This window comes from uncultured Shewanella sp. (assembly GCF_947501225.1).
GTDB lineage: Bacteria > Pseudomonadota > Gammaproteobacteria > Enterobacterales > Shewanellaceae > Shewanella.
Genome location: NZ_CANMUW010000004.1, coordinates 1 through 22,357, shown reverse-complemented (window position 1 = coordinate 22,357; position 22,357 = coordinate 1). Strand labels below are relative to the sequence as shown.

17 protein-coding genes and 1 tRNA gene are annotated in these 22,357 nt (G+C 47.6%); 10 read left to right on the top strand and 8 right to left on the bottom strand.

Going from position 1 to position 22,357, the window contains the following annotated elements:
- Window positions 1-18 precede the first annotated feature (18 nt).
- The 9 genes from Q1B47_RS07430 to Q1B47_RS07390 all read left to right on the top strand — a co-directional run bounded on the left by Q1B47_RS07430 (window position 19) and on the right by Q1B47_RS07390 (window position 12,498).
- Window positions 19-2,454, top strand: coding sequence for a DMSO/selenate family reductase complex A subunit (locus Q1B47_RS07430; RefSeq protein WP_299791060.1), 2,436 nt, complete (start codon window positions 19-21; stop codon window positions 2,452-2,454).
- A gap of 12 nt (window positions 2,455-2,466) precedes the next feature.
- Window positions 2,467-3,102 carry a DMSO/selenate family reductase complex B subunit gene (locus Q1B47_RS07425; RefSeq protein WP_299791057.1) on the top strand — a complete coding sequence of 212 codons (636 nt, stop codon included), beginning with the start codon at window positions 2,467-2,469 and terminating at the stop codon, window positions 3,100-3,102.
- Between the two features lie 62 nt (window positions 3,103-3,164).
- Window positions 3,165-3,821, top strand: a complete 657-nt coding sequence (locus Q1B47_RS07420) for a molecular chaperone TorD family protein (RefSeq protein WP_299791054.1) — start codon at window positions 3,165-3,167, stop codon at window positions 3,819-3,821.
- A gap of 19 nt (window positions 3,822-3,840) precedes the next feature.
- Window positions 3,841-4,311 carry a hypothetical protein gene (locus Q1B47_RS07415; RefSeq protein ID WP_299791051.1) on the top strand — a complete coding sequence of 157 codons (471 nt, stop codon included), beginning with the start codon at window positions 3,841-3,843 and terminating at the stop codon, window positions 4,309-4,311.
- Window positions 4,312-4,434: 123 nt separating this feature from the next.
- Window positions 4,435-5,412 (top strand): LysR family transcriptional regulator, encoded by a 978-nt coding sequence (locus Q1B47_RS07410; RefSeq protein ID WP_299791048.1) that lies wholly within the window; start codon window positions 4,435-4,437, stop codon window positions 5,410-5,412.
- A 158-nt stretch (window positions 5,413-5,570) separates the two neighbouring features.
- Window positions 5,571-6,980, top strand: a complete 1,410-nt coding sequence (locus tag Q1B47_RS07405) for a multiheme c-type cytochrome (RefSeq protein WP_299791045.1) — start codon at window positions 5,571-5,573, stop codon at window positions 6,978-6,980.
- Window positions 6,981-7,398: 418 nt separating this feature from the next.
- The gene (locus Q1B47_RS07400; protein WP_299791042.1) at window positions 7,399-8,055 is read left to right on the top strand and encodes a TetR/AcrR family transcriptional regulator; all 657 of its coding nucleotides are present in this window, start codon (window positions 7,399-7,401) and stop codon (window positions 8,053-8,055) included.
- On the top strand, window positions 8,045-9,394 hold the full coding sequence (locus tag Q1B47_RS07395) for an HlyD family secretion protein (RefSeq protein WP_299791039.1): 1,350 nt from the start codon (window positions 8,045-8,047) through the stop codon (window positions 9,392-9,394). Before Q1B47_RS07400 ends, Q1B47_RS07395 begins: the two co-directional genes overlap by 11 nt.
- A complete protein-coding gene (locus Q1B47_RS07390) occupies window positions 9,391-12,498 on the top strand; it encodes an efflux RND transporter permease subunit (protein WP_299791036.1) in 3,108 nt (1,035 codons plus the stop codon). The genes Q1B47_RS07395 and Q1B47_RS07390 overlap by 4 nt, the downstream gene beginning before the upstream one ends.
- Window positions 12,499-12,536: 38 nt before the next feature.
- Here the strand turns inward: Q1B47_RS07390 and Q1B47_RS07385 are convergent, their stop codons facing one another.
- A complete protein-coding gene (locus Q1B47_RS07385; protein ID WP_299791033.1) occupies window positions 12,537-13,424 on the bottom strand; it encodes a LysR family transcriptional regulator in 888 nt (295 codons plus the stop codon).
- A 151-nt stretch (window positions 13,425-13,575) separates the two neighbouring features.
- Between Q1B47_RS07385 and Q1B47_RS07380 the strand changes: the two genes are divergently transcribed.
- Window positions 13,576-14,856, top strand: a complete 1,281-nt coding sequence (locus Q1B47_RS07380; RefSeq protein ID WP_299791898.1) for an MFS transporter — start codon at window positions 13,576-13,578, stop codon at window positions 14,854-14,856.
- A gap of 50 nt (window positions 14,857-14,906) precedes the next feature.
- Here Q1B47_RS07380 and Q1B47_RS07375 read toward each other — a convergent pair whose 3' ends face one another.
- From Q1B47_RS07375 to Q1B47_RS07345, 7 genes are all read right to left on the bottom strand, one after another.
- A complete protein-coding gene (locus Q1B47_RS07375; protein ID WP_299791030.1) occupies window positions 14,907-16,274 on the bottom strand; it encodes a sigma-54 dependent transcriptional regulator in 1,368 nt (455 codons plus the stop codon).
- On the bottom strand, window positions 16,261-18,102 hold the full coding sequence (locus Q1B47_RS07370; RefSeq protein WP_299791027.1) for an ATP-binding protein: 1,842 nt from the start codon (window positions 18,100-18,102) through the stop codon (window positions 16,261-16,263). The genes Q1B47_RS07375 and Q1B47_RS07370 overlap by 14 nt, the downstream gene beginning before the upstream one ends.
- A 116-nt stretch (window positions 18,103-18,218) precedes the next feature.
- Complete coding sequence (locus Q1B47_RS07365) at window positions 18,219-19,616, bottom strand: TRAP transporter large permease subunit (protein ID WP_299791024.1); 1,398 nt, start codon at window positions 19,614-19,616, stop codon at window positions 18,219-18,221.
- The gene (locus Q1B47_RS07360; RefSeq protein ID WP_299791021.1) at window positions 19,616-20,320 is read right to left on the bottom strand and encodes a TRAP transporter small permease; all 705 of its coding nucleotides are present in this window, start codon (window positions 20,318-20,320) and stop codon (window positions 19,616-19,618) included. Before Q1B47_RS07360 ends, Q1B47_RS07365 begins: the two co-directional genes overlap by 1 nt.
- A 76-nt stretch (window positions 20,321-20,396) precedes the next feature.
- On the bottom strand, window positions 20,397-21,431 hold the full coding sequence (locus Q1B47_RS07355; protein WP_299791018.1) for a TRAP transporter substrate-binding protein: 1,035 nt from the start codon (window positions 21,429-21,431) through the stop codon (window positions 20,397-20,399).
- Between the two features lie 408 nt (window positions 21,432-21,839).
- Window positions 21,840-22,067, bottom strand: a complete 228-nt coding sequence (locus tag Q1B47_RS07350) for a hypothetical protein (protein WP_299791015.1) — start codon at window positions 22,065-22,067, stop codon at window positions 21,840-21,842.
- Between the two features lie 213 nt (window positions 22,068-22,280).
- Window positions 22,281-22,356 (bottom strand) — tRNA-Val (locus Q1B47_RS07345).
- Window position 22,357: the final 1 nt, after the last annotated feature.

Below are 22,357 nucleotides of genomic sequence, written 5' to 3'. Positions count from 1 at the left end.
ACTAATGAGGAAAAAATAATGGAACGCAGAAGTTTCTTAAAAATGAGTGCCGCTATGGGCTGCGCCGCGACGGTCGCAGGCTGTAACTCCAGCTCGAGTGATGTCGATGTCGTGCCACCAACGCCTCCGGTCACTGAAGATGAAACCATGAACTGGTCCTCCTGTTTGGTGAACTGTGGCTCTAACTGCCCGGTCAAGGTATTTTCAAAAGATGGGGTGATCACCCGCATCGAGTCTGAGTTCACCACCGAAGATACATATGGTAATCACGATGTGCGTGCCTGCCTGCGGGGACGTACGCTACGAAAGCGTGTGTATGCGCCCGAGCGGTTAAAATACCCCATGAAGCGTGTCGGCCCCCGCGGCAGTGGCCAATTTGAGCGGATCAGTTGGGATGAGGCGTTAGATATTGTCGCCGAAAGGCTGCAGGGTATCATCGATCAATATGGTAATGAGTCCATCTTCAACATGACTGGAACCGGGAGTTTTGCTCACTTCAAATCGGTGTTTGGTATGCCGCAACGTCTGATGAATGCCATCGGCGGCTGTCTCGACAAGTATGGTGTTTATAGCTATGCACAACTATTTGAAGCGGCAACCTATACCTTCGGCACTCCCTATGATGGTCTGCAGGGCAGTTGTATCACTCAAATAGAAAACTCTGATCTGGCGGTATTTATCGGCTATAACCCATCGGAGATCCGCATGAGTGGCTCCGGGATCAGTTATGATTTCTTGAATATTAAGCAAAAAAATAATTTAAAGACCATCATCATAGATCCGCGCTATACCGATACCGCCGTGGGTAAGGAAGATCAGTGGCTTCCCATTCGTCCCGGGACCGATGCGGCGTTGTTTGAGGCGCTCGCCTATGAGTGGATCACCCAAAATAAAGTCGATCAGGCATTCCTGGACAAGTACTGCGTCGGATACGATGAAAAGACTATGCCCGATGGCGTTGGCTACGAGGAGAGTTATAAGTCCTATATTCTGGATAACTCAACTGTTGGCGATCTGAATCCCGGGGCTAATGCCAAGACCCCCGCCAGAGCCGCGAGCATCACAGGTATCCCCGAGCATACCATTATCGAGTTGGCCAGAGAAATTGCTGCAGCCAAGGCGCCATTTATTCATTTAGGCTTGGGATTGAACCGTCACGCGGCGGGTGAAAACAATATGCGCGCCGGTTATATGTTATCTATCCTGCTGGGCAAGATAGGCTTACCCGGCACCACTAACGGCGGTCAGAGTAGGGGGGGCTTCTTTTTTGCGCCTACCCTGCCGTCTGGTACCAATCCGGTTACTAAACAAATATCTTTCTTCACTTATCTTCAGGCCGTCGAGGATGGTAAGAACATGTCGGTGCTCAAAGATGGTGTACGGGGAGTCGAGCTGGATGAAAATGGCGATGGCAAACTGGGCACCGATATCAAGGCGATCGTCAACTGGTTCAGCAACTCGATGGTGAATCAGCACTCCGATGTCAATAAAACCCGCGAAGTCCTCAAAGATGAGAGTAAATGTGAATTTATTCTGATGGTCGATAATGTGATGACTCCCAGTGCCGAGTTTGCAGACATCATATTACCGGATACGACGTGGCTGGAAGATGAAGAGCTGGTGAATCAGAATAATGTTGCAGGTGGTACGGCGACTTTAATTCAGATGAGCTCGGGTATCGAGCCCTTGTTTGAAAGCCGTCACTCCTACGATATCTGCACCGAGATCGCCAAGAGGATGGGAGTTGAGCAGGCGTTCACAGAGGGTAAGACGAAGCAGCAGTGGCTGGCTGAGATGTACGCCGGTGCACAAGCGGCCAACCCGGGTTTGCCCGATAAAGAGGTGATGCTGGAGCAAGGTATTTATCGTAAGTATCTGCCCCACGGTAGTTACATTGCTCTGAAGGGATTCCGTGACGATCCTGAAACAAACCGACTCTATACGCCATCGGGTAAGCTTGAGATCTACTCATCACGCCTGGCGCACAAGGCCAGAACCTGGGAGCTCAGTGAAGGGGATGTTATCTCGGCCCTGCCCAAATATATCCCCACATGGGATGGCTATGAAGACAGTGAAACCCGGGAACAATATCCACTGCAGCTGACCTGTTACCACACTAAGGGACGGGTTCACTCCAGTTACCATAATATCCCCTGGCTCAGGGAGGTGGTGCAAGACGCCGTGTGGATGAACCCTATCGATGCTCAGGCGCGAAATCTCAAAACCGGCGACTTGGTGCACGTCTTCAATGATCGCGGCACTCTGGAGGTCGAAGTCAAGGTGACGCCCCGAATCATGATAGGTGTTACTGCACTGGGCCAAGGTGCCTGGTCGAGATTCGAGGGGGGCATCGATAAGGGGGGCAATATCAATACCATCACCTCGCAACGCCCTACGCCTTTGTCGAAAGGCAATCCACAGCATACTAACCGGGTCGAGATCCGCAGAGCCTGATAGGAGTTAACAATGAGTAATAATGTTCAATACGGCTTTTATGTCGATTCAAGTAAGTGTACGGGTTGTAAGACCTGCCAGGTAGCGTGTAAGGATCGTAAGGATCTGCCCGTAGGCATCAACTGGCGTCGTGTGTATGAGTATGGTGGCGGTCTGTGGACCGAGAATGCCGATGGCACTATCAACCAGAATGTGTTCGCCTACTATACCTCTATCGGGTGCAATCACTGTAGTGAGCCCGCCTGTGTCAAGGCTTGCCCGGTGGGTGCCATGCATAAGCGTAAGCAAGATGGCCTGGTGCATGTTGCGTCTGAGTTGTGTATCGGCTGTGAGAGTTGTGCCCGTGCCTGCCCCTATGATGCACCGCAGATAGATAAGACCCGCAAGGTGATGACCAAGTGTGATGGCTGCTTTGAGCGGCTGGCCGAAGGTAAGAATCCGACCTGTGTGGAGTCATGTCCGATGCGCGCCATCGACTTTGGCACTATGGATGCACTCAAGGAGAAATACCCCAACGCCGTTAAGCCCAACTTCGCTCCCTTGCCAAGCAGCAGTATTACATCGCCGAATCTGCTGATGAAGGCCAATCGTCATGCCCGCGCCAGCGGCAGCATAGATGGGGTTGTCTTAAACCATTCAGAGGTCTGATCCGTTAGCGGCGCCCGGTGAGGGTGCCGCTTGTTAACATTTGTAACCAAACAGAGGAGCCTATGGCAACGTTAACCAGAGACACTTACCTGGAATATCAGGGGATCGCCCGTATATTACACAACGTATTGTTTTATGATCCCAGCGTTGAGCTTATCGGTAGCTTTATTGCACATAAGAGCATAGACAGTTGGCCCGACTATTCGAAGGATAAGAGTGAGTCGCTGGCTAAGCAGCTAATTAACAACTACTTGAAACACTGGAGTCCGGAGCAGAGCCTGTCACTCAAGCTGGATTACGGTCAGCTTTTTTATGGACCGGGCGATCCCAGCGCCGCCCCTTGGGGCTCTGTCTATTTGAGTGAGAAGCAACTACTCAACGGCGAATCGACTCAGTCCTTAATGAGCTTCTTCCGAGAGAGGGGGATCACGTTTGAGCTGGACTCGAATCAGCCTGTCGACCACCTGGGACTATTCTTTGCCGCACTGGATCAGATCTTCGGTCAACTCTCCGAGAAGGAAAGCCCTGAGCTAACAGGTACTTGCATCATCTTGCTACAGCAACATCTACTGCCTTGGTCTGACCGTTGTCTCGAGTTAATGCATCATCACGCCGAGAGTGATTTTTATCGGGGGATAGCACGGCTTACTAAATGCTATCTGGATGAACTGACCAGGTCACTGCAAATTGTGCCGATATCCACTCAGTTGTTCCGTTAATGTATGGGGGCGGTGACAAATGAATTTTATAAGATCTGTAGGTGAGCAGTGGAAGAAGTCTGTGTTTGCCGAAAAAATTGCCTTGGTACTCGAAACAGAGGTGGGGCACCTGTTCTGCGGTGTAACGAATATAACGACAGTGGCAAATCTGATTGCTGCCATGAGCTACTATGGCCTGGATGATGAGTTTATGGAGGAGAGTCTCGATGATGCTCATATGCTTATTATCTTATTCGATTGTTTCAGGCTGCTTATCGTCAAACAGATTGAGCATGACAAACTCAATCAAGCCGAGCACCTGATCATCCAAATTGCAAAACACTATGCTTCTAAAGCATACCCCTCTAAAGCCTGTTCCTCTAAAAGTGAGCTTGGGTATAGGGCGGAACTCAAGTTGTTTCAGGAGCATATTTTCGAACTTTGTCAGAAGCTTGAAAAGCTACAAAGTCTGCGACGTAACCAGTATCGCAGCATGGGAAGAAACGTTTAAAGGCTGGTGCAGATTTCTGCCGGAGGCCTGAATATGATGCGCCGCAAGCTAATTTTTAAATTAGTGGGGATCTCTCAGATTCTGACCCTATTTATAAACATGAATAGATAAAATTAATATCAAATGAATAATCAAGCAATTAAGAGAATCAGTGACCTCGATGTATTTTGTTTACAGGTCTTTAAAATCATTTTTCAAACCGGTCATGCGAATGCTGCAGCAAAAGAGCTGAATGTATCTGCGCCTAAAATCAGTCGCTGCCTAACCACTTTACGGGTGACGTTTGATGATCAGCTTTTCTATCGCCGTCAGTTTGGTTTGAAACCAACTCCGTTAGCCGAGCATCTTTTTGAGCCCATATGTCGGTTTTGCTATTCGGTGGCAAAAATTGAACAAGTGGCGTTTGAAGTAAGCCATCATGACTCAACGCCCGTTCTTAATATCGCGGTGATGCCGGGGATCATGGCGAGTCTCTCTCTGATTTTATCCAATAATTATTCTCTTAATCGAATTGGTAAGATTCGGCTCCATACTTGGAAAGATGACTCAGCTGAGTTGATTCACAGTGGGGAGTTAGACTTAGGGGTGGCCTTAGATACCACTTGTCACCATGATCTTAATTTTGAACATTTAGGTACCTTAGACTCCATTTATCTGGCCGGAAATGTGAGACATCCCATTTGGACGAGGCTTCCCCATTTTACTTTAAATGAAATTTGTAAATACCCCTCTCTTTATCTGGAATGTAAGGGGCTTAATGACAAGATGGCCCCCCTGGAAGTCTATAGCCATCAATCGGGAATAGAGCTTGTCAGTGTTGAAAAGGTTAAAGGTAAAGAGCAGTGGTACAGCAATTTATTGACCATGGAGAGCCTGGCATTTATTCCAGCGGTAGAGGCTGAAATTTATAAGAATATGCCGGGGATCCATGTCGAGCGATTACCTGAAGTCGAGGTAAAGAAGCTTCATGGAAATATGCTACCTTCCAAATACTATCTAATTGAAAAACCAGTTTCCCATCGCAGATACACAGTTGAAAACAGGGAAATAATAATCAATACCATTAAAGAATTACTGGCTCTTCATGATTATAGGTATTGATTCTCCTTATTGAAATAACCTTTTGAATATATTGAAATTAAGCTCCATGAATCTTCAATTATCAGTCACAATTTAACTACCTAATTACATCATTTATCTTGGGTTCTTTTATATTGGTTCTACTGCGAATGCAGGAAAAACTTATTTAGGGATTGATGATGAACTTAATACATTTTAGAACAACATGTAAAACGCTGGTGTTTGCCAGTATGCTAGTAATGCTATCAGCTTGTGGAGATGATGACACTGAGGTGATTATTGTAGAGGTTCCGGTTGAGACACCAATTGAAACACCTGTTGAAACACCTGTTGAGACAGTGCCCGAAGAGGTTGCATTAGAGTATATTGGAACTGAGAAATGCCTTGCCTGTCACTCAGATAAGAAATCATTCTTAGAGACAGGTCATAACATGATGCTAACGGAGGTTATTAATGATGAGGAGCCTCAATACCCATTCACTTCTGTAACAGGGGCTGCTGATGTCATTGAGGGCCTTTTAAATACCTTGGGTGACCCTGATGGATGGAAGGATATTAAGTATGTTCTTGGCGGGACAATAACGGCTAATCTCTTTATTGATAAGAACGGCTACATTATGAACGGTCAAAAGGCTGGTATGATGTTAAAGCCAAAGGGAACGCAAATCACCTCTGAAATGATGATGCCATACATAAGGAGCACTGAGCCGGACGGTCACCCCTATGGGCCGTGTGGTAGATGTCATACCACAGGCTGGAAAGCTTATACCTCTGCCTCTGGTGACGAAAGAAACTTGTTTAGACAAGATGATATGCCGGGCATGACAGGGACGTTCGCTATGACTGGGATTCAATGTGAAAGTTGTCACGGTGCGGGTAGTGAGCATATCAAAGGGCCTTCAAAACATAACATTGTTAAAATAGCTGATGCACGAATTGCAGAGGATTTTCTTGCTGAAGATATGGCGAATGGTAAAGCGGTTTCATGTATCGAGTGTCATACAACTGAAGATGCGCGAAGACTGTACCCTGATTATGTGACGGAGTATGAGCACGCATTCGGTGAGGGTACTATGAACTCACGTTTACCAGTTGTAGGTGAGTTTGGTCAGCCTGAAGGACGTAAAGATGATGTTAGTGGTGGCGGTAGACATGCGGCGGCAACGCTTAAAGGTGTTGACCCTGATACAGGGGTGGCAATGGGTAAGAAGGCCAGCTTTAACTGTTCAACCTGTCACAATCCACACCAATCAGCAGTAAATCATGATAAAGCTGGCCATGAGAACGCGATGGTTAGACAGTGTACAGACTGCCATACTATGCAATTCTCAGACGTTCCAGAGAGTGATATAGCTTCAGCAGCTCACGAGTTCATTGCGAAGTGTACAGACTGCCATATGCCTACTGAATCACACCTGTTTAAGATTGACCTTGAAGGCGCAAAGGACGACCCAAGACACTTCTCAGCAGACGGTGAGTTCCAAATGCCTTGGCTTCGTGCTTGGGATAGTTGTTCTGGTTGTCATGCGGAAGACTATGACATCAGAGCGCAGAAGATCGGTAAGATCCATAAGGATGTAGGCTTCTGATAAGCGTATAATGTAATGCCAGCTAATCAGCTGGCATTACTACCTGTGCAATAAATGGGGTCACACTAAGTGGGGCATTATGACCGCTGAGAGTGCGCTCAGAGCTTGAAAAGCTTCAAATTATGCGACGTCTCCAATATCGAAGTATGGGGAAAAACGTTTAGTAGCAGATACCGTCTTCTGCCAGAAGGCTGAGTATAAAAAGCCGGATATTTTAAGGCAAAAGACCTAAAGTACCTCCTAAATCACCTCCCCTTCAAACATAAAGGGCTATACTCATGATGTTATAGTTACTTTCTTTATATTTTACAGCTTGTTAACTCTTGTATTCTTCGTTAGTGCTGGTTTTGTGGAATTATTTCACTGCCAATTCTTTTGCTCTGCTTTTAAAATAAATTCTTTAATTGAGGAATAGTGTATGCCTGATAGCAAGAATAAAGTAGGACGCCCCAGTGGAGAGACTCAAAATCGCGATAAGCTTGTTCAGGCAGCGAGAGCACTTTTCGTCGAGCGTGACTACTCTCAGGTCACCATTCGTGATGTTGCGGCACTTGCAGGCACAGATCCCGGTCTTATTCGCTACTATTTTGGCTCAAAAGAAAACTTGTTTACCGCTATGCTTCGTGAGACTGCGGCACCTGTGAAGCAGCAGCTCTACAAGGTGATTAGAGAGAAACAGGCGAGTGGCCCGGCAAGTTTTATGCAGACCTACTATCAAGTCATGTCGGCTTATCCTCATTTTCCAAGGTTAATCTTCCGTCTGGCGGGGCTGGATCAGAGTATTCCTGAAAATAAAGAGATAACCAAGGTGTTCAACGAAATCGTCGATCTGGATGACATCATGATGTTCGATAAGCTCAAAGAGAGAGGACTGCTCCGGGACGATGTCGATAGCCTGTGCGCTCAACTGAGTTTTATTTCCATGACAATATTCCCATTTCTTGTACCCGAAGAGTTATTGAACCGACTAGGCATACAGCTCACACCTGAATTTCTAACTAAACTCGCAGAGCAAAACACTAATCTGCTTGCAAGGGGCTTAATGCCCACAAAGGACCAGAGTCATGACAAGTAATAAGAAACGTTTCCTGCTTCCCGGTATTCTGGCCGGAGTATTGATTCTGGTCTTGGCGGTAGTGTTAAAACCGTCACCACCCGTTGTTGAAGGTTATGATAAGGCAAGGGCGGTTGATCTGTTCACCCTGGAACAAAAAGAGCTGGCTCCGAGAATAAAGGGCTTTGGCCGGGTAACCCCTAAACATATTTGGCAGGCGGTTGCCGAAGTAGGGGGGAAAGTCATCTACCGTCATCCTCAGCTTGAAACGGGCCGGATGTTGCCTGAGGGGACTTTGGTGCTCGAGATCGATCCTCTGGAGTATGAGCTGAAGCTGGCTCAGGCAGAGGCGAGTCTCAACTCTACTCAGGCGCAGTTGACCCGACTCGATCAGCAGGAGAGAAACCTCAATAGTAGTCTGGAGATTGAGAAGCAGAAGCTTATCCTCGCGGAGCAGGAGTATCAACGTAAGCTCACCCTCAAGAAGCGTAACCTGGTATCGAGCTCTGAGCTTGAAAGCCAGCATCAGTCCTTGTTGGTGCAAACCAAGCTGGTGGAAGATCTACAAAACTCGATCAAGCTGCTGCCTGACGACAGAAAAGTGACCCAGGCGCAGCAGAGTGTGGATGTGGCGCAATTAGAGGATGCCCGCAGAAGGCTGAAGCAGACTAAGGTCGTGTTGCCTTTCGATGCCCGGGTTTCCGATATTAATATCGAACAAGATCAGGTTGTGGCTTTGGGCTCTACTATGCTGGTCGCCCATCAGCTTGGCACTGCTGAGATCAAGGCCGAGATATCTCTGCAAGATATGCGCACCTTAGTCGGCAGTATTAAAAGTATCCCCGAGGAGCACAGCCTGCCCTCATTTGAGCTGCTTGAATTACAGGCCAATGTGGAGTTTCAGGTGGGCAGCAACCGTTTCTCCTGGCCAGCCAAGGTAACCAGAGTTGCAGAAACCGTTAATCCAAATCAGGCAACCATTGGTATCTATCTTGAGGTAGAGCAGGACTTCCGTCAGCTGAAGCCATTCAGCAGGCCACCTTTGACTAAGGGAATGTTCGTGTCGGCGCTAATATATGGTCAGAGTAAACCTCATTTTTCCGTGCCAGAAAAGGCGCTACATGGTGACAAGTTATATCTGATGGATCAGGACAATAAGCTGGTGATCAAGCCGGTAACCGTTCTGTTTCGCAATGGGGAAGAGGTCGCGATTCAGGCCGAAGTGGCCGCCGGTGATAAGGTGGTGCTGAACGATCTTATTCCCGCCATTCAGGGGATGTCGTTAAAAGAGGTCTCATCTGGTGCAAGCCAGAATGATGCGGAGCGAGCCAAGGCTTCTTCACAGGAGGCAGGTCAGTGATAACTTACATCACCCGTCACCCCACATTAGCCAACCTGTTGATGCTCGCTCTGCTTCTGCTCGGGTTATTGAATCTGGGCTCGATAAAGCGTGAGACATTTCCCGAGTTTGCTCCTCCCTATGTAACCGCGACGGTTGTCTATCCCGGCGCATCGCCGATAGAGGTGGAAGAGAGCCTGTGCCTGCGGATGGAAGATGCTGTCGATGGGCTGGGCAATGTCGAAGAGGTGAAGTGTGACGCGCAGGAAGGCGTTGCATCTATGACCATTAAGCTGGACGCCAAAGCAGATATCGGTCGCTCGTTGGTGGATGTGCAGACGCAGATCAATGCGATTAAAAATTTTCCGTCACAAATTGAACCACCCGTGGTAAAAGAGCTCGACTGGGCCGAGCCCGTCGTGGATATCGCTATCTCGGCCGATGCCAGTTGGCCCCACCTTAAGAGCTACGCCGAAGAGCTGAAACGTCGGTTGAAGATCGATGCCGGGGTGAGCCTGGTATCGGTGGCCGGTTTTTCCGATCACCAGTTGCGTATTGAGCTCAATCAAGTTGATATGCGTCGTCTGGGACTGACCGCGGCTGATATTGCCGATAAAGTGGGCCGGCAGAATGTAAAAATTCCGGCGGGAACAATTGAACTTAAAGATAAAAATCTCCTGTTAAGGTTTGACGAGCGAAAGGTGACTCCCCAGGCGTTGGCGGAAACAGTGATCTCTTCGGCCAGCGATGGCAGTGTCGTCAGGCTGGGTGATGTCGCCACTATCAGCGATCGTTTCGAACTGGATGAAGAACATATTCTGTTTAACGGCGAGCACGCGGCCATACTCAAGGTTCAAAAGAATAAAGCCGATGACGCGTTAAGAATAAAAGAGAAGGTGAGCAGCTTCATTGACCAGGAGCGTTTACGTGCGCCGGATGGCGTGAGTCTGACATTGACTAACGATCTCTCTTCGCTGCTCAAAGATCGTCTGGATATGATGTTAACCAATGGCTGGCAGGGGATCATACTGGTCTTCTTCAGCATGTGGCTGTTCTTCTCTTTGCGTTACTCTTTTTGGGTATCGGCAGGTCTTCCCGTCGCCTTTCTGGGCGGCATCTATTTGATGAGTCTCTTTGGGGTCTCTATTAATATCATGAGCTTAGTGGGTCTGCTCATGGCTATCGGTATCATGATGGATGATGCTATCGTCATCGCCGAGTCTATCGCCTCCCATGTTGACAGAGGTTTTGCGCCCCATGACGCCGTGGTTAAAGGGGTGAAAAAAGTGGCTCCGGGAGTGGTCTCCTCATTTTTGACCACCATCTTGATCTTCAGCAGCCTGCTTGGACTCGATGGCCAAATGGGAGCCGTACTCTCGGCGATTCCGACCGTACTTATCATGGTGCTGAGCATCAGCTTAATTGAGGCATTTCTTATCTTGCCTAATCACCTGAACCATTCACTGAGCCATGCCCCCGGGAAAGAGGAGAGGGGTGAGCTTAAGTTCAAACGGGATTTCTTAGCGAAATTTGAAGAGTTTCGTAATACCAAACTCGTCGATGCCGTTAGGTTTGTGGTGCAATGGCGCTACGCCAGCGTAGGTATTACCATAGGTCTTCTTCTCTGCTCTGTTGCACTCGTTGTTGGTGGGGTGTTGAAGTTTGTCCCCTTTCCTGAACTCGACGGTGATATTGCCGAGGTCAGAATTATCTTGCCGCCGGGAACTCCTTTGAGTGAGACTCAAAAGGTTGTCGAGCGCGTGATCCTCAGCGCGAAAGAGACAGGAACACGCTATAGCCAAGAGGTGGAAGAGGGCGAGGAGCTTATCCTGGATATTACCTCTCAATATAACTTCAATGCCGATGCGGGGGAGAAGGGGCCTCATGTGGCTACGGTCAGGTTAGATCTTCTGTCGGCAGAGATCCGTAATACTCTGATAGAGGAGTTTATTCAGGACTGGCGCGATAATACCGGTGAGCTGGCGTCTCCTTTGTCTATGGTCTTCAAGCAGCCAACAATGGGACCCGCCGGTCGTGATATTGAGGTTCGCCTGCAAGGGGATGATCTGGATATGCTTAAGCAGGCATCTGTGTCGCTGCAATTTTATCTTGCTAAGTTCGATGGTATTAACGGTATTCTTGATGATATGCGTCCGGGTAAGGAGGAGATAAAGGTAAGCCTCAGGCCAGGAGCGGAAGCTTTCGGCATCGATGGTCAATTGGTTGCCAATCAGCTGCGCAGTGCTTTCTTTGGTCAACGCGCCGATGAGATCCAGGTTGGGCCTGAGAATATCGAGATCGAGGTCAGGTTGAATAAGGTGCAAGCGGGCGATCTGCACGCTTTGGCTAACTTCCCCATCATGTTACCCGATGGTAATCAGCTTACCCTGTCCGCGATAGCCAAACTGGAGAGTCAACGTTCTTATGTTCGGATTCAGCGGATCGATAGCCAGCGCTCGGTGACCGTGATGGCCGATGTCGATAACCGCAAGGGTAATGCCAATGAGACCTTAGCTAAGATAAAATCTGATTGGTTGCCGCAAGCCATGCAGGACTACCCCGGGGTAAGGGTCGATTTCGAAGGTTCGGCGAAAGAGACGGCTAAGACGGGGGCTTCACTCGGGAAAGGTTTCATCATTGGTATGTTTGGGCTCTTCGCAATCCTCAGCTTTCAATTCAGAAGCTATCTCGAGCCTGTAGTTGTCATGTTGGCTATCCCGCTTGCATTGATAGGCGTGCTATGGGGACATCTGCTACTGGGCTATAGCCTCTCTATGCCATCGATTATGGGTTTCATCTCCCTTGCCGGTATCGTAGTGAATGATTCCATCTTGTTGGTGCAATATATACGTCATCATGTCGATGAGGGGGATAGTGTTCATGAAGCGGTAGTGAGTGCCAGCCGGGAGCGATTCAGGGCGGTTTTTTTAACTTCACTGACGACAGCTGCGGGCTTGTTACCCCTGCTGCTTGAATCCAGCCTTCAGGCACAGGTAGTGCAGCCACTGGTTGTGTCGATTGTATTCGGGATCTTCGCTTCGACCCTGATGGTGATATTTATCATCCCCTGTGCCTACGCGATTTTGGCAGATTTCGGGGTCGTGAGGAAACATCAGAAAATATAGCGCATAGAAGACAGTGACAGATAGGCTCAGATCAGAGCCTATCTGTTCTTCATTAGAAAATCGACAAAGGCTCTGTCGGCCTGACTTATCGGACGCTCTCTCTTCCATGCAATATGAAGGTCAAGGAAGACCTCCGGATTAAATGGCTTAGCTAAGATGTCATCTCTGTTACTTATCACCATCTCCAGCACACTGGTGATGGCAAAGCCCTGTGAGACCACCTGCTTGATGAGGTTGATCAGGTTGGTTTCGAAGGCAATGTTTGCACTTAGCCCCAACTTATTTGCCTGCGATAGCATCCATTCGCGGTGAAAGTAGCCTGGTTTAAACATCACCAACTCATGTTCGAAAAACTGCTCCAGACTGACTGCGGCTTCAGCGGCCAGTGGGTGTTCACTTCCCAGCGCAACTACCATCTGCTCGGTGAGCAGCAGGTGGCTGTCAAATTCCGGCTTAAGATCCTGAGCCGTGATGATAGCGATGTCGACCTCCTCGCGGGATAGCATCTTCAAAGTATCCCGGGTACCACCCTCGAACAACGAAAGCTTTAAGTCCGGGTATTGATGACGAAAGGCCATCAGCCTGGAGGGGAGGTAGAATGAGCCAAGCATACCGGGAACTCCTATCCTGACCTCTCCCTTGGTTAAATTTGCCATGGACTTGATATGGGCTTCGGCCTGTTTCAACTGTTTGATAATCAATAAGGCGTGTTGGTGCAGAGCCGCTCCCTCCGCCGTAAGGCTGAGTCTTTTGTCTCGTTTACTGGTCGAGCCCCCCCTGTTTACCAGAGTGACACCGAGTGAAAACTCCAGGCGTTTAATGCTCTGGCTTAAGGCGGGCTGGGCCATGTTGAGGCTTTGGGCGGCTTTTGTGAAACTGCCACTTTTAACCAATGCATCTAAATGTTTTAGCTGGCGGATATCCATAAATAAACCATAACAAAAATCAATGGGTTTAATTGCTTTAATCTATTATTGTTATGTTACTGTCGGTGCTAACCTATGTCTATCTAATGTGGGTAATAAATTGCTGAGACAGATGACGGTTCAACGAAACATAAGCCTTAACGATACGGGAATGGGGACTCCATGCTTAGCTGATGAAAACCTCTGCACAGCAGTGTCTGAACAGAGCAGGGAGATCCGCTTGATCTGGGGAGTGTCAATCGCCTCCGTTGTCATCTATATCAACCTCTACCTGGTTCAGGGGATCTTGCCTTTAATCGCGCAAACCTTCGAGGTTGCGACCAGCCATGCGACCTTATTGCTGTCTGTGACCAGCTTTGCCATGGCGTTCTCATTGCTTTTCTATGCCATCTTGTCCGATAGGATAGGGCGTAAGACTCCATTACTGATTAGCTTATATCTGTTACTACTCTCTGATCTGCTGATGCTTTTTGTCACCGACTTCAGCCACCTGCTGGTGGTTCGCTTACTGCAGGGAGTGTTGCTTGCGGCTGTTCCGGCAATTGCGATGGCATATTTTAAAGATGAGCTGAGTCAGGGCGCATTGCTTAAGGCCGGAGCCATCTATATTGCAGCCAACAGTGTGGGAGGTATTGCGGGAAGACTTATAGGTGGTGGCCTCTCGCTTTATATGAACTGGCAAGAGTTGATCTCGGTCATTCTACTCCTCTCTTTGCTTGGCGTGATTCTCGTACATTACCTTTTACCAGAACGCATCGGATCGCCTGTCACAGGCACACAGAGGGGTAGGAGTAGAGGTGGTTTGAGATCGCTGACACCGTTTCGCCTGTCTGATCTGAACGGATTTTTGCTTCACCTCAGGGATAGTAAGTTGCGTAGTATCTATCTGGTAGGAGGCATGGCTTTTCTGGTTATGGTCAACCAATTTAGCTTCATTCAACTGCACCTGATGTCTTCGCCCTTCGACTGGGGGCGTTTTGAAGTGACACTTATCTTCCTCTGTTATCTCAGTGGTACACTAGCCTCTTACTACTCTGTGCACTGGATAAAACGCTATGGCCGGGAGAAGTTGTTAAAACTGGCGCTGTTACTTATGCTCTCTGGCAGTGTTATCACTCTGTTTGATACTGTCGGCGCTATCTGCAGCGGATTTTTAATGACGGCGTTTGGTTTCTTCTTCATTCATAGTTGCTGCAATGCATGGGTGGCACTCAGAGCTAAGCGACACAGAGCCAAAGCCACGGCGCTCTATCTGTGCTGCTACTATCTTGGCGCCGCGCTGGGGGGGCCATACCTGATGCCATTCTGGCTGCATTGGGGCTGGAGCGGGGTGGTTTTGGGGTCATCTATCGCCCTGTCGTTGTTAGCCTTGCTTATCTTCAGAGTGGCCAGGGTAGACGGACTCAACTCAGCTCAGGTCAGTGTATCCTAACCTGAGCTCTATATCTTCAGTCGTAAGTATCGGGTAAAACCATGCGATATTTATTGGATAAACAGCTTACGGTCTAATTCATACTTCTGCATCTTGTCATAGAGGGTTTTTCGGGGGATCTCCAGCTGCTCCATGGTGAGCTTGATGCTGCCCTTGTTATGACTCAGTGCCTCCTCGATTAAGAGTCGCTCAAAAAATTCGACTCTTTGCTGCAACGACATGCCACTGTTGAGATTCACAGAGTTGTTTATCGCCGTGGCAAACGCGGCTTCTCCTCCAAGGAGGACATAGCGCTCAGCCAGGTTTCTGAGTTCTCTTACATTTCCGGGCCAATCATGGGCGGTCAGCTGCGTCATCTGCTGTGCGTTCAGTGCGATGAGCGCCTTGTGATAACGGGATGAAGCAACCCTGGCGAAATGTAGAAATAGCAGGCCGATATCCTCACGTCTCTCTCTCAGCGCGGGGATAGGGATGGTAACAAGGTTCAACCTGTAGAGCAGATCCTGTCTGAACTCTCCTGTTTGACACAACTGAGCCAGATCGACCTTAGTGGCGGCAATGACCCGAATGTCGAGGGGAACACTCTTATTGGAGCCCAGTCGCTCGACTCTTCTGTCTTCTAAAACCCTGAGTAGTTTTATCTGTAGGGATAACGGAGTACTCTCAATCTCATCGAGAAAGATAGTGCCACCGTTGGCATATTCAAATTTACCTATGCGGGTCTTATCTGCGCCGGTAAATGCCCCTGACTCAGCTCCGAACAGTTCACTCTCTATGATGGTCTCGGGGATCGCTCCGCAATTAATTGCCACAAAATTGGCTTGGTGGCGGATACTGTGGTCATGCAGGTAGCGCGCGACTAACTCCTTACCCGTACCCGTCTCCCCTTCGATCAGTACATCGGCCGGCATATCAATAACCTGATGTATGATGTGCTTCATCTGCTCTATACCCGGGCTGTGGCCCAATATTCGAGGGCCTGGGAGACTCTGAGATTCCAGCTCTCTCTTCAGCTTTCGGTTTTCGAGGGTCAGCTCCCTTTTTTCCAAGGCCCGTTTCACTACATCCAGGATATGTTCATTGTTAAAGGGTTTTTCGAGAAAGTCGTAGGCTCCTTGCTTAAGTGCCTGAACTGCCATGGCTATGTCACCGAACCCGGTAAGTAGTATGATGGGAAGATCTTTATCCTTGGCAAGCAAGCTTCCCATCAAGGAGATACCATCCATCTGAGGCATGTTGACATCTGTGATGATGACCCCGGGCCAGTTGAGATGGAGATGTTCTGCAAGCGATTTCGGTGTCGAAACAGCTAATGATGGAATGCCCTCCAATTCAAATAGCTGTTTGAGTGCAGAGCCTATAAGTGGCTCATCATCGACGATGATCACCCGGATATCATCAAGATTACTGAGGTTCATCGTATAGCTCTCCCTGTTGGTGGCAAAGGTCTTCGCTGATTTTGCCCTGATGATGGATGGGTAATGATATTTTAAATATGGCCCCTCCCAGGCAGGCATTGGAAACGGTGATCTTGCCCTGCATCGACTCGATAATTCGTCTTGATATTGATAATCCCAGGCCTAATCCCTGACGTTCATTGGTGGTGAAGTAGGGTTCAAATATCTTTTCCATCTGACTCTCCTGTACGCCGGAGCCACTATCTTGAATTAGAACGTGAATCATGGTGTCTTTTGAAACAGTCACGGTCAGTTTTTTATATATGCAATGCCTCATTGCGACTATGGCATTACTCATGAGATTCACGAGTACTTGTTGTAGCCGGACATTATCTCCCCAGACCTCACACACCACCTTACAGGGTGAGAGGATAAGTTCAATGCCTTGCTTATCTATTTCGGGTTGAATGATGGTAAGAGAGTCCGAAATGCATTGGCTGATATCGGTGGCCCGGTCATCTCCCTGACTTTTTCTGGTGAAGCTCTTAAATTGCCCAACGATAGCGGCGAGTCTGTCTGTCAGCGAAATGATGGTATCGATATTTCCACTGACATGCTCCAGCTGGTTTCGCTTTACCAGTGTCTGGGTATTTTGCGCATAACTTCGAATCGCTGCGAGTGGCTGATTAATCTCATGGTTTATACTGGCAGAAAGGCTGCCTATGACGGTGAGCTTAGCTGCCTGTATTAACTCATCTTGTGTTTCATTGAGTTTTTGATTACTGGCTTCAAGAGCTTGAGTTCTGGCCTGTACCCGTTGCTCCAGCTGATCATTGGCCTGCTGTATTCGTAATGTGCTCTTACGCTTCTCGTACCCAAATAAACCAGCCAGAGCCAATAGCAGATATATGCAGGAGTTAAATATCATGAAAGCGGGTAAGGAGTGATAGATTGGTGAAAGAGGTGCCATGATGTGTACCGTCCACCCCGCTCTTGCCATTGGTTTACGACTCTCAATATATTCTATTGGTCCGCTTCCTGATTCTATGGCGTAGTTGTTTTGCTCCGAGGTCACTCTTCTATCAAAAGTGGGTTCGATACTTAATAGGTCGATGGTCCTGTTAGCATATCGTTTAGAAGCGTCTATTTCATGTTGTCGGCTTGGCTCTATGGGAGATAAAGAGTGTAACAGCCAGTTATCGATGCTGGAGAGGAAGATAATGTCATCGGGATCCGTTATAGCGAACTCAAATCCACGTGCCCCGACGATGCCGCTGCTCTGTCTCTCAATATCTGTGATATCTACCTTGACGACGATAACCCCTAAAATATCTGACTCATGATAGATAGGGTATGAAAAGTAAAACCCTCGCTTGTCTGAGGAGGCGCCTACGGCATAGTAACGGCCGAGTTTTCCCGAAATCGCTTCCTGAAAATAGGGGCGGTAGGAGAAGTCTTTGCCAATAAAAGAGTAGTGCTCTTGCCAGTTGCTGGCCGATATAGCAACGCCGGCTGTATCAATTAAGTAGATGTCTAAAGACTCGGTAATATGTTGTATCTGTTCTAAATAGAGGTTGAGAGCCTGAATACTGTCTGGTTTTTGCCGGTTTATGAGTGCGTTTTTCAGTAAGGGGTTGGTGGATAAAAGGTGTGGAATACTCTCGTATCTGGAGAGGGAGCCGTCGAGGAAATTGACAAGCTCCGTCATCTGCTGCTTAGATTGCTGCGCCGTTTGTGTGTAGCCTTCGTTAAGATAGAACCAATGTGTCGCCTTTAATGTGACTGCAAGTCCTGCCAGTAAAAAAATCGAGATGTAGAGGTAGTTTTTTGTTTTTATTGTTATTGCCATAAAGCTATACATATCCTGGTGAAAATATAGCGTGTCTAACAGTTCAATAACTATACTACTGGTTAGACACGCTTGAAACTCTTAATTTACTGTAAGCTTAATGGGTTAACTTAGATTCAATAGCCATTTAATTTATCTATGTACTCGGGCAAAAATAGTGATATTTGCGGTATATAGGTAATGAGGATGAGGAAAAAGAGTAATAGCAGTAACCAGGGAATACATGATTGTATTACCCAGCCCATACTTTTTCCGGTGATCCCGGCGGTGACAAACAGGTTAAGCCCTACCGGAGGAGTCAGCATACCTATCTCCATATTTACAACCATGATTATACCCAGATGGATCGGGTCTATCCCCAGCTGAGTGGCAATGGGAAATAAGATCGGTGCCATGATGAGTAAAATGGCCGATGGTTCCATGAAGTTTCCTGCTGCCAGCAGTAACAGGTTAACGATCACCAGAAATCCCCATGCGGGTAATCCCATTCCGACAATGGCTTCAGCTATGATATGAGGGATACGTTCAGTGGTCAGTACATGGGCGAATAACATGGCGTTGGCAATGATGAAAAGCAGCATAATGCTGACTTTTGCACCATCCCTGACCACGTTGCGTATCTCTTTGTCGATAGGTGTCTTCAAAAAGGCGAGAAGCATATATCCGAGATTACGGAGCGCCGCACTAATCAAAGACTCCTGTTTATGTTTCCATGCAACCTCTTTCAGAGGACCGATATCCCTGTAGCCAAAAACAGAGATAAAGTATGCATACACGCAAGCTACCGCCGCAGCTTCTGTTGGACTGGCAACGCCTCCATAGATAGATCCCAGGACAATGAGTATGAGCGCTAAGCCACCCATCGCCTTAGAGCTGGATATCGCGAGCGCCTTGACGCCGGGGAAAGGCCTCGATGGTAGATTTTTGACTCTGGCGACAAGATATATGGCTAACATCAACAGAAAGCCCATCATCAAGCCGGGTACCAAACCCGCCATAAACATGCGTGCGGCGGAGACTTCGGTTGCTGCAGCGTAAACAAGCATGACAATAGATGGAGGGATTAATATTCCTAAGGTGCCGGATGTGGTGATAACGCCTGCTGCAAATTTTTCAGGGTAACCGGCGCGAACCATACCCACGATAACGATAGAACCAATGGCGGCAACGGTAGCCGGAGATGAGCCGGATACGGCGGCAAATAGCATGCATGCCATGACTGAGGCCATAGCAAGTCCGCCTCGAATGTGTCCGACACTGTCCATAGCAAAATCGATAATTCTTCTGGCCACTCCACCGGTAGATAGGAAGGCAGAAGACAGAATAAAGAATGGGATCGCGAGCAGGGTGTAATGCTCTGATGTTGCTTCGTAGAGCTTGAGGGCAACTGAGGCTAATGAATCATCGGAAAATAACAGGATGGTTAGCATGCTCGAAAACCCCAGCGCGATGGCGATGGGCATACCTAGTATCATACAAACGAGCAGGGTGATGAATAGGGTGGCGATGGTCATTATTTGTCATCCTTTTCATTTTGATCTTTTGATGAAATATCCACTTTTTTAATTGTGTGATCGGCTGTGACTGATGGCTCACTCTCTCGCGACATCGCTTCTTTGACTTCATCGGCCAGATGCATGCTCTCTTCTGCTTCATCGGCTAAGGCAAAACCAAGTTTCTGGTTTCTCAAAATCGCGATGAGTAGCTCAATAAAGCGTAGAATGAGTAGCCCAAATCCGATTAACAGTATGCTTTGTGACATCCACAAGGGAACAGCTGGTTCCTCTACATCGATACGTAAAGAGTCCCAGACCAGATCCGGATCCATATTCATGAATAGCAGGTGAGGGAAGTCGATATCTTCCATCGGAAGCCCTATCTCGTACATCTTGGTGAGATAATCCCAACTGCCTTTCAGGAACATCACGCAATATGCGATACATATGGTTGTAGCCAGCAATGCGGTGATTTTTCTGGCTTGTCTGGGGAGTTTTACTACGAATGCATCGACTCCTATGTGTGCTCCGACTTTGACTCCGTAGGACATGCCAAAGAGCACAAACCAGGCACATAGGGTCAGCGTTAACTCCTGTATCCAGAGAAAACCGGTATTAAAGAAAAATCGAGCGATAACTTCGATAAATACCAGAAACGTCATGGAGGTGATTAACAGGTTAAGTAACCCCTCCTCCAGATGAGAAAATATTCGTTTTATCACCAGTTTTTCTCCCCTCACTGTCTGTTAAGGGCTGAGCTTCTACCCTCAGCCAAATCTATTCTTGTTATTTTGCTTGCTATAGCTTGTTTGAAGCGACAGCCGCATCGATAAGCTCTTTACCTATTTTGGCTTCAAACTGGCTCCAAACCGGTTTCATCGAAGTGACCCACTTTTGGCGCTGTTCAGTGGTTAATTGGATAACATCTGAGCGTTTAGACGCGACAATTGTCGCTTTGTCTTTATTCACCTTAGCGGCTGCTATCTGGTTGCCGTAGGCCACGGCTTCATCCAGAGAGGCTTTGATCACAACACGCTTGTCAGCCGGCAGGCTGTTCCAAAATGTTCCCGATGTCACAACCATGTAATCGAGAACACCGTGATTACTTTCTGTAATATGACTCTGAACTTCGAAGAACTTCTTAGAGTAAATGTTTGACCATGTGTTCTCCTGTCCATCGATAGCCTTGGTTTGCAGAAGGGTAAATACTTCTGAAAATGGCTTCTTAACAGGAATAGCATCGACGGCTTGGAATTGGGCCGCTAAGACGTCCGATGCCATGATTCGAAACTTTTTGCCATTTGCATCGGTGGGGAGAATTAACGGACTACTGGCTGACAGTTGTTTCATTCCATTATGAAGATACCCGAGCCCTACAATTCCTTTTCGTTTCATCGAGCCTAACAGCTTTTGTCCTGACTCACTCTGTTGAAACCTATCTACCGACTCCATATTTTCAAACAGGAAGGGGAGGTCGAAGATCTGTAACTTTTTGGTGTAACGTTCAAACTTTGAGAGTGAAGGAGCAACAAATTGTACGTCGTTAAGCAGAAGGGCGGCGACCTCATTATTGTCACCAAACAGCTGAGAGTTCGGGAATACATTCACCTGATATTCACCTGGTAAACGTTGCTCTACCAGCTCTTTAAATTTCAGAGCCATCTGTCCTTTGGGGGTGTTTTCGGCTACAACGTGAGAAAACTTGATCTGTACCGGCTCTGCAAGCGCGTGGGTACTGCCGGTAAGCAAGCCTGCAAGTACCGTTGTTTTCAACAGCATTTTCAGTGAACGTGTAAGTGTACAAAAGTGCGTAGATTTTAGTTTGCTAGTCATCTTCTTTTCCCTTAACTTTATTTTTTATCTCCATGATAAATAGGATAAATATATCTGGAGTTGGGTTTATCATCGTCGGGATACGACCTGGCTTCCCTTAGCTAATGTAAAGTGGGTTCATGCTTCACAGCATCAGTCACTTAATACTGCTATCAGCAAAGAGTAAGCCAACTTTTAAAAATTACCGGTAAACCGGTTGTTGCGCGCATGTTGCCAGGGTGTTGTTTTGTTTGTGTTGTGTATATGAGTGGGAAATGGCCTAGGAAGATATGCCTGATGGGTGGAAATCCACCCATAGCAGCTCAAAGGGGGATTAAGAGGTGTTTAAATAGGTGAAATGGCCGGCTTGATTATCCAAGCTGAACTGCCGGTAAGAGAATACCGGCACAGATAGGATGGAGTTCCCGGTTACTTCTCTGGGGGAACGTGTTTGACTAATGACTCACTGGGTAGCAACTCTAAGTGGCCATATTCGTCGAAATACCAACCGGTAATGAAGCCTTTTTGCCTCATAATTACGAGGTTATTCATTACCTCTTTTGCTTCTTTTAATGCCGCTTGTTCATCGCAATTGTGAGTGAGCTTCAAATAGGCCGCTATGCTGCTCAAAGAGGCGGATTGACTGACATCTGCCATAGTATGATCCTCATATGCATTATTATTGAAGAATAGTTGAAATTAGCAGTATTAGGGCGGGCTAGAGGGCAATATTGAGAAATGTTATAGAGAGTAGTGATGTTATTCGATTAAGTAAGATCATCGAAGGGGTTGCAGCATAGCGTATATGAACTAAGTGTGGGCTATTCCGATTAAGAAGGAACTTAAGTGATAATGATGAGAAGAGGAAAGTGGTGGTCGATACTGGGCTCGAACCAGTGACCCCCTCCTTGTAAGGGAGGTGCTCTCCCAGCTGAGCTAATCGACCT

Excerpts from the sequence above, each read along its gene's own strand:
- Q1B47_RS07430 (WP_299791060.1), top strand. The coding sequence starts at position 19 with ATGGAACGCAGAAGTTTCTTAAAAATGAGTGCCGCTATGGGCTGCGCC.
- Q1B47_RS07385 (WP_299791033.1), bottom strand. The coding sequence starts at position 13,424 with ATGGATATCCGCCAGCTAAAACATTTAGATGCATTGGTTAAAAGTGGC.
- Q1B47_RS07365 (WP_299791024.1), bottom strand. The coding sequence starts at position 19,616 with ATGACCATCGCCACCCTATTCATCACCCTGCTCGTTTGTATGATACTA.
- Q1B47_RS07415 (WP_299791051.1), top strand. The coding sequence starts at position 3,841 with ATGAATTTTATAAGATCTGTAGGTGAGCAGTGGAAGAAGTCTGTGTTT.
- Q1B47_RS07370 (WP_299791027.1), bottom strand. The coding sequence starts at position 18,102 with ATGGCAATAACAATAAAAACAAAAAACTACCTCTACATCTCGATTTTT.
- Q1B47_RS07410 (WP_299791048.1), top strand. The coding sequence starts at position 4,435 with ATGAATAATCAAGCAATTAAGAGAATCAGTGACCTCGATGTATTTTGT.
- Q1B47_RS07405 (WP_299791045.1), top strand. The coding sequence starts at position 5,571 with ATGAACTTAATACATTTTAGAACAACATGTAAAACGCTGGTGTTTGCC.
- Q1B47_RS07375 (WP_299791030.1), bottom strand. The coding sequence starts at position 16,274 with ATGAACCTCAGTAATCTTGATGATATCCGGGTGATCATCGTCGATGAT.
- Q1B47_RS07400 (WP_299791042.1), top strand. The coding sequence starts at position 7,399 with ATGCCTGATAGCAAGAATAAAGTAGGACGCCCCAGTGGAGAGACTCAA.
- Q1B47_RS07425 (WP_299791057.1), top strand. The coding sequence starts at position 2,467 with ATGAGTAATAATGTTCAATACGGCTTTTATGTCGATTCAAGTAAGTGT.
- Q1B47_RS07355 (WP_299791018.1), bottom strand. The coding sequence starts at position 21,431 with ATGACTAGCAAACTAAAATCTACGCACTTTTGTACACTTACACGTTCA.
- Q1B47_RS07380 (WP_299791898.1), top strand. The coding sequence starts at position 13,576 with ATGGGGACTCCATGCTTAGCTGATGAAAACCTCTGCACAGCAGTGTCT.
- Q1B47_RS07350 (WP_299791015.1), bottom strand. The coding sequence starts at position 22,067 with ATGGCAGATGTCAGTCAATCCGCCTCTTTGAGCAGCATAGCGGCCTAT.
- Q1B47_RS07420 (WP_299791054.1), top strand. The coding sequence starts at position 3,165 with ATGGCAACGTTAACCAGAGACACTTACCTGGAATATCAGGGGATCGCC.
- Q1B47_RS07395 (WP_299791039.1), top strand. The coding sequence starts at position 8,045 with ATGACAAGTAATAAGAAACGTTTCCTGCTTCCCGGTATTCTGGCCGGA.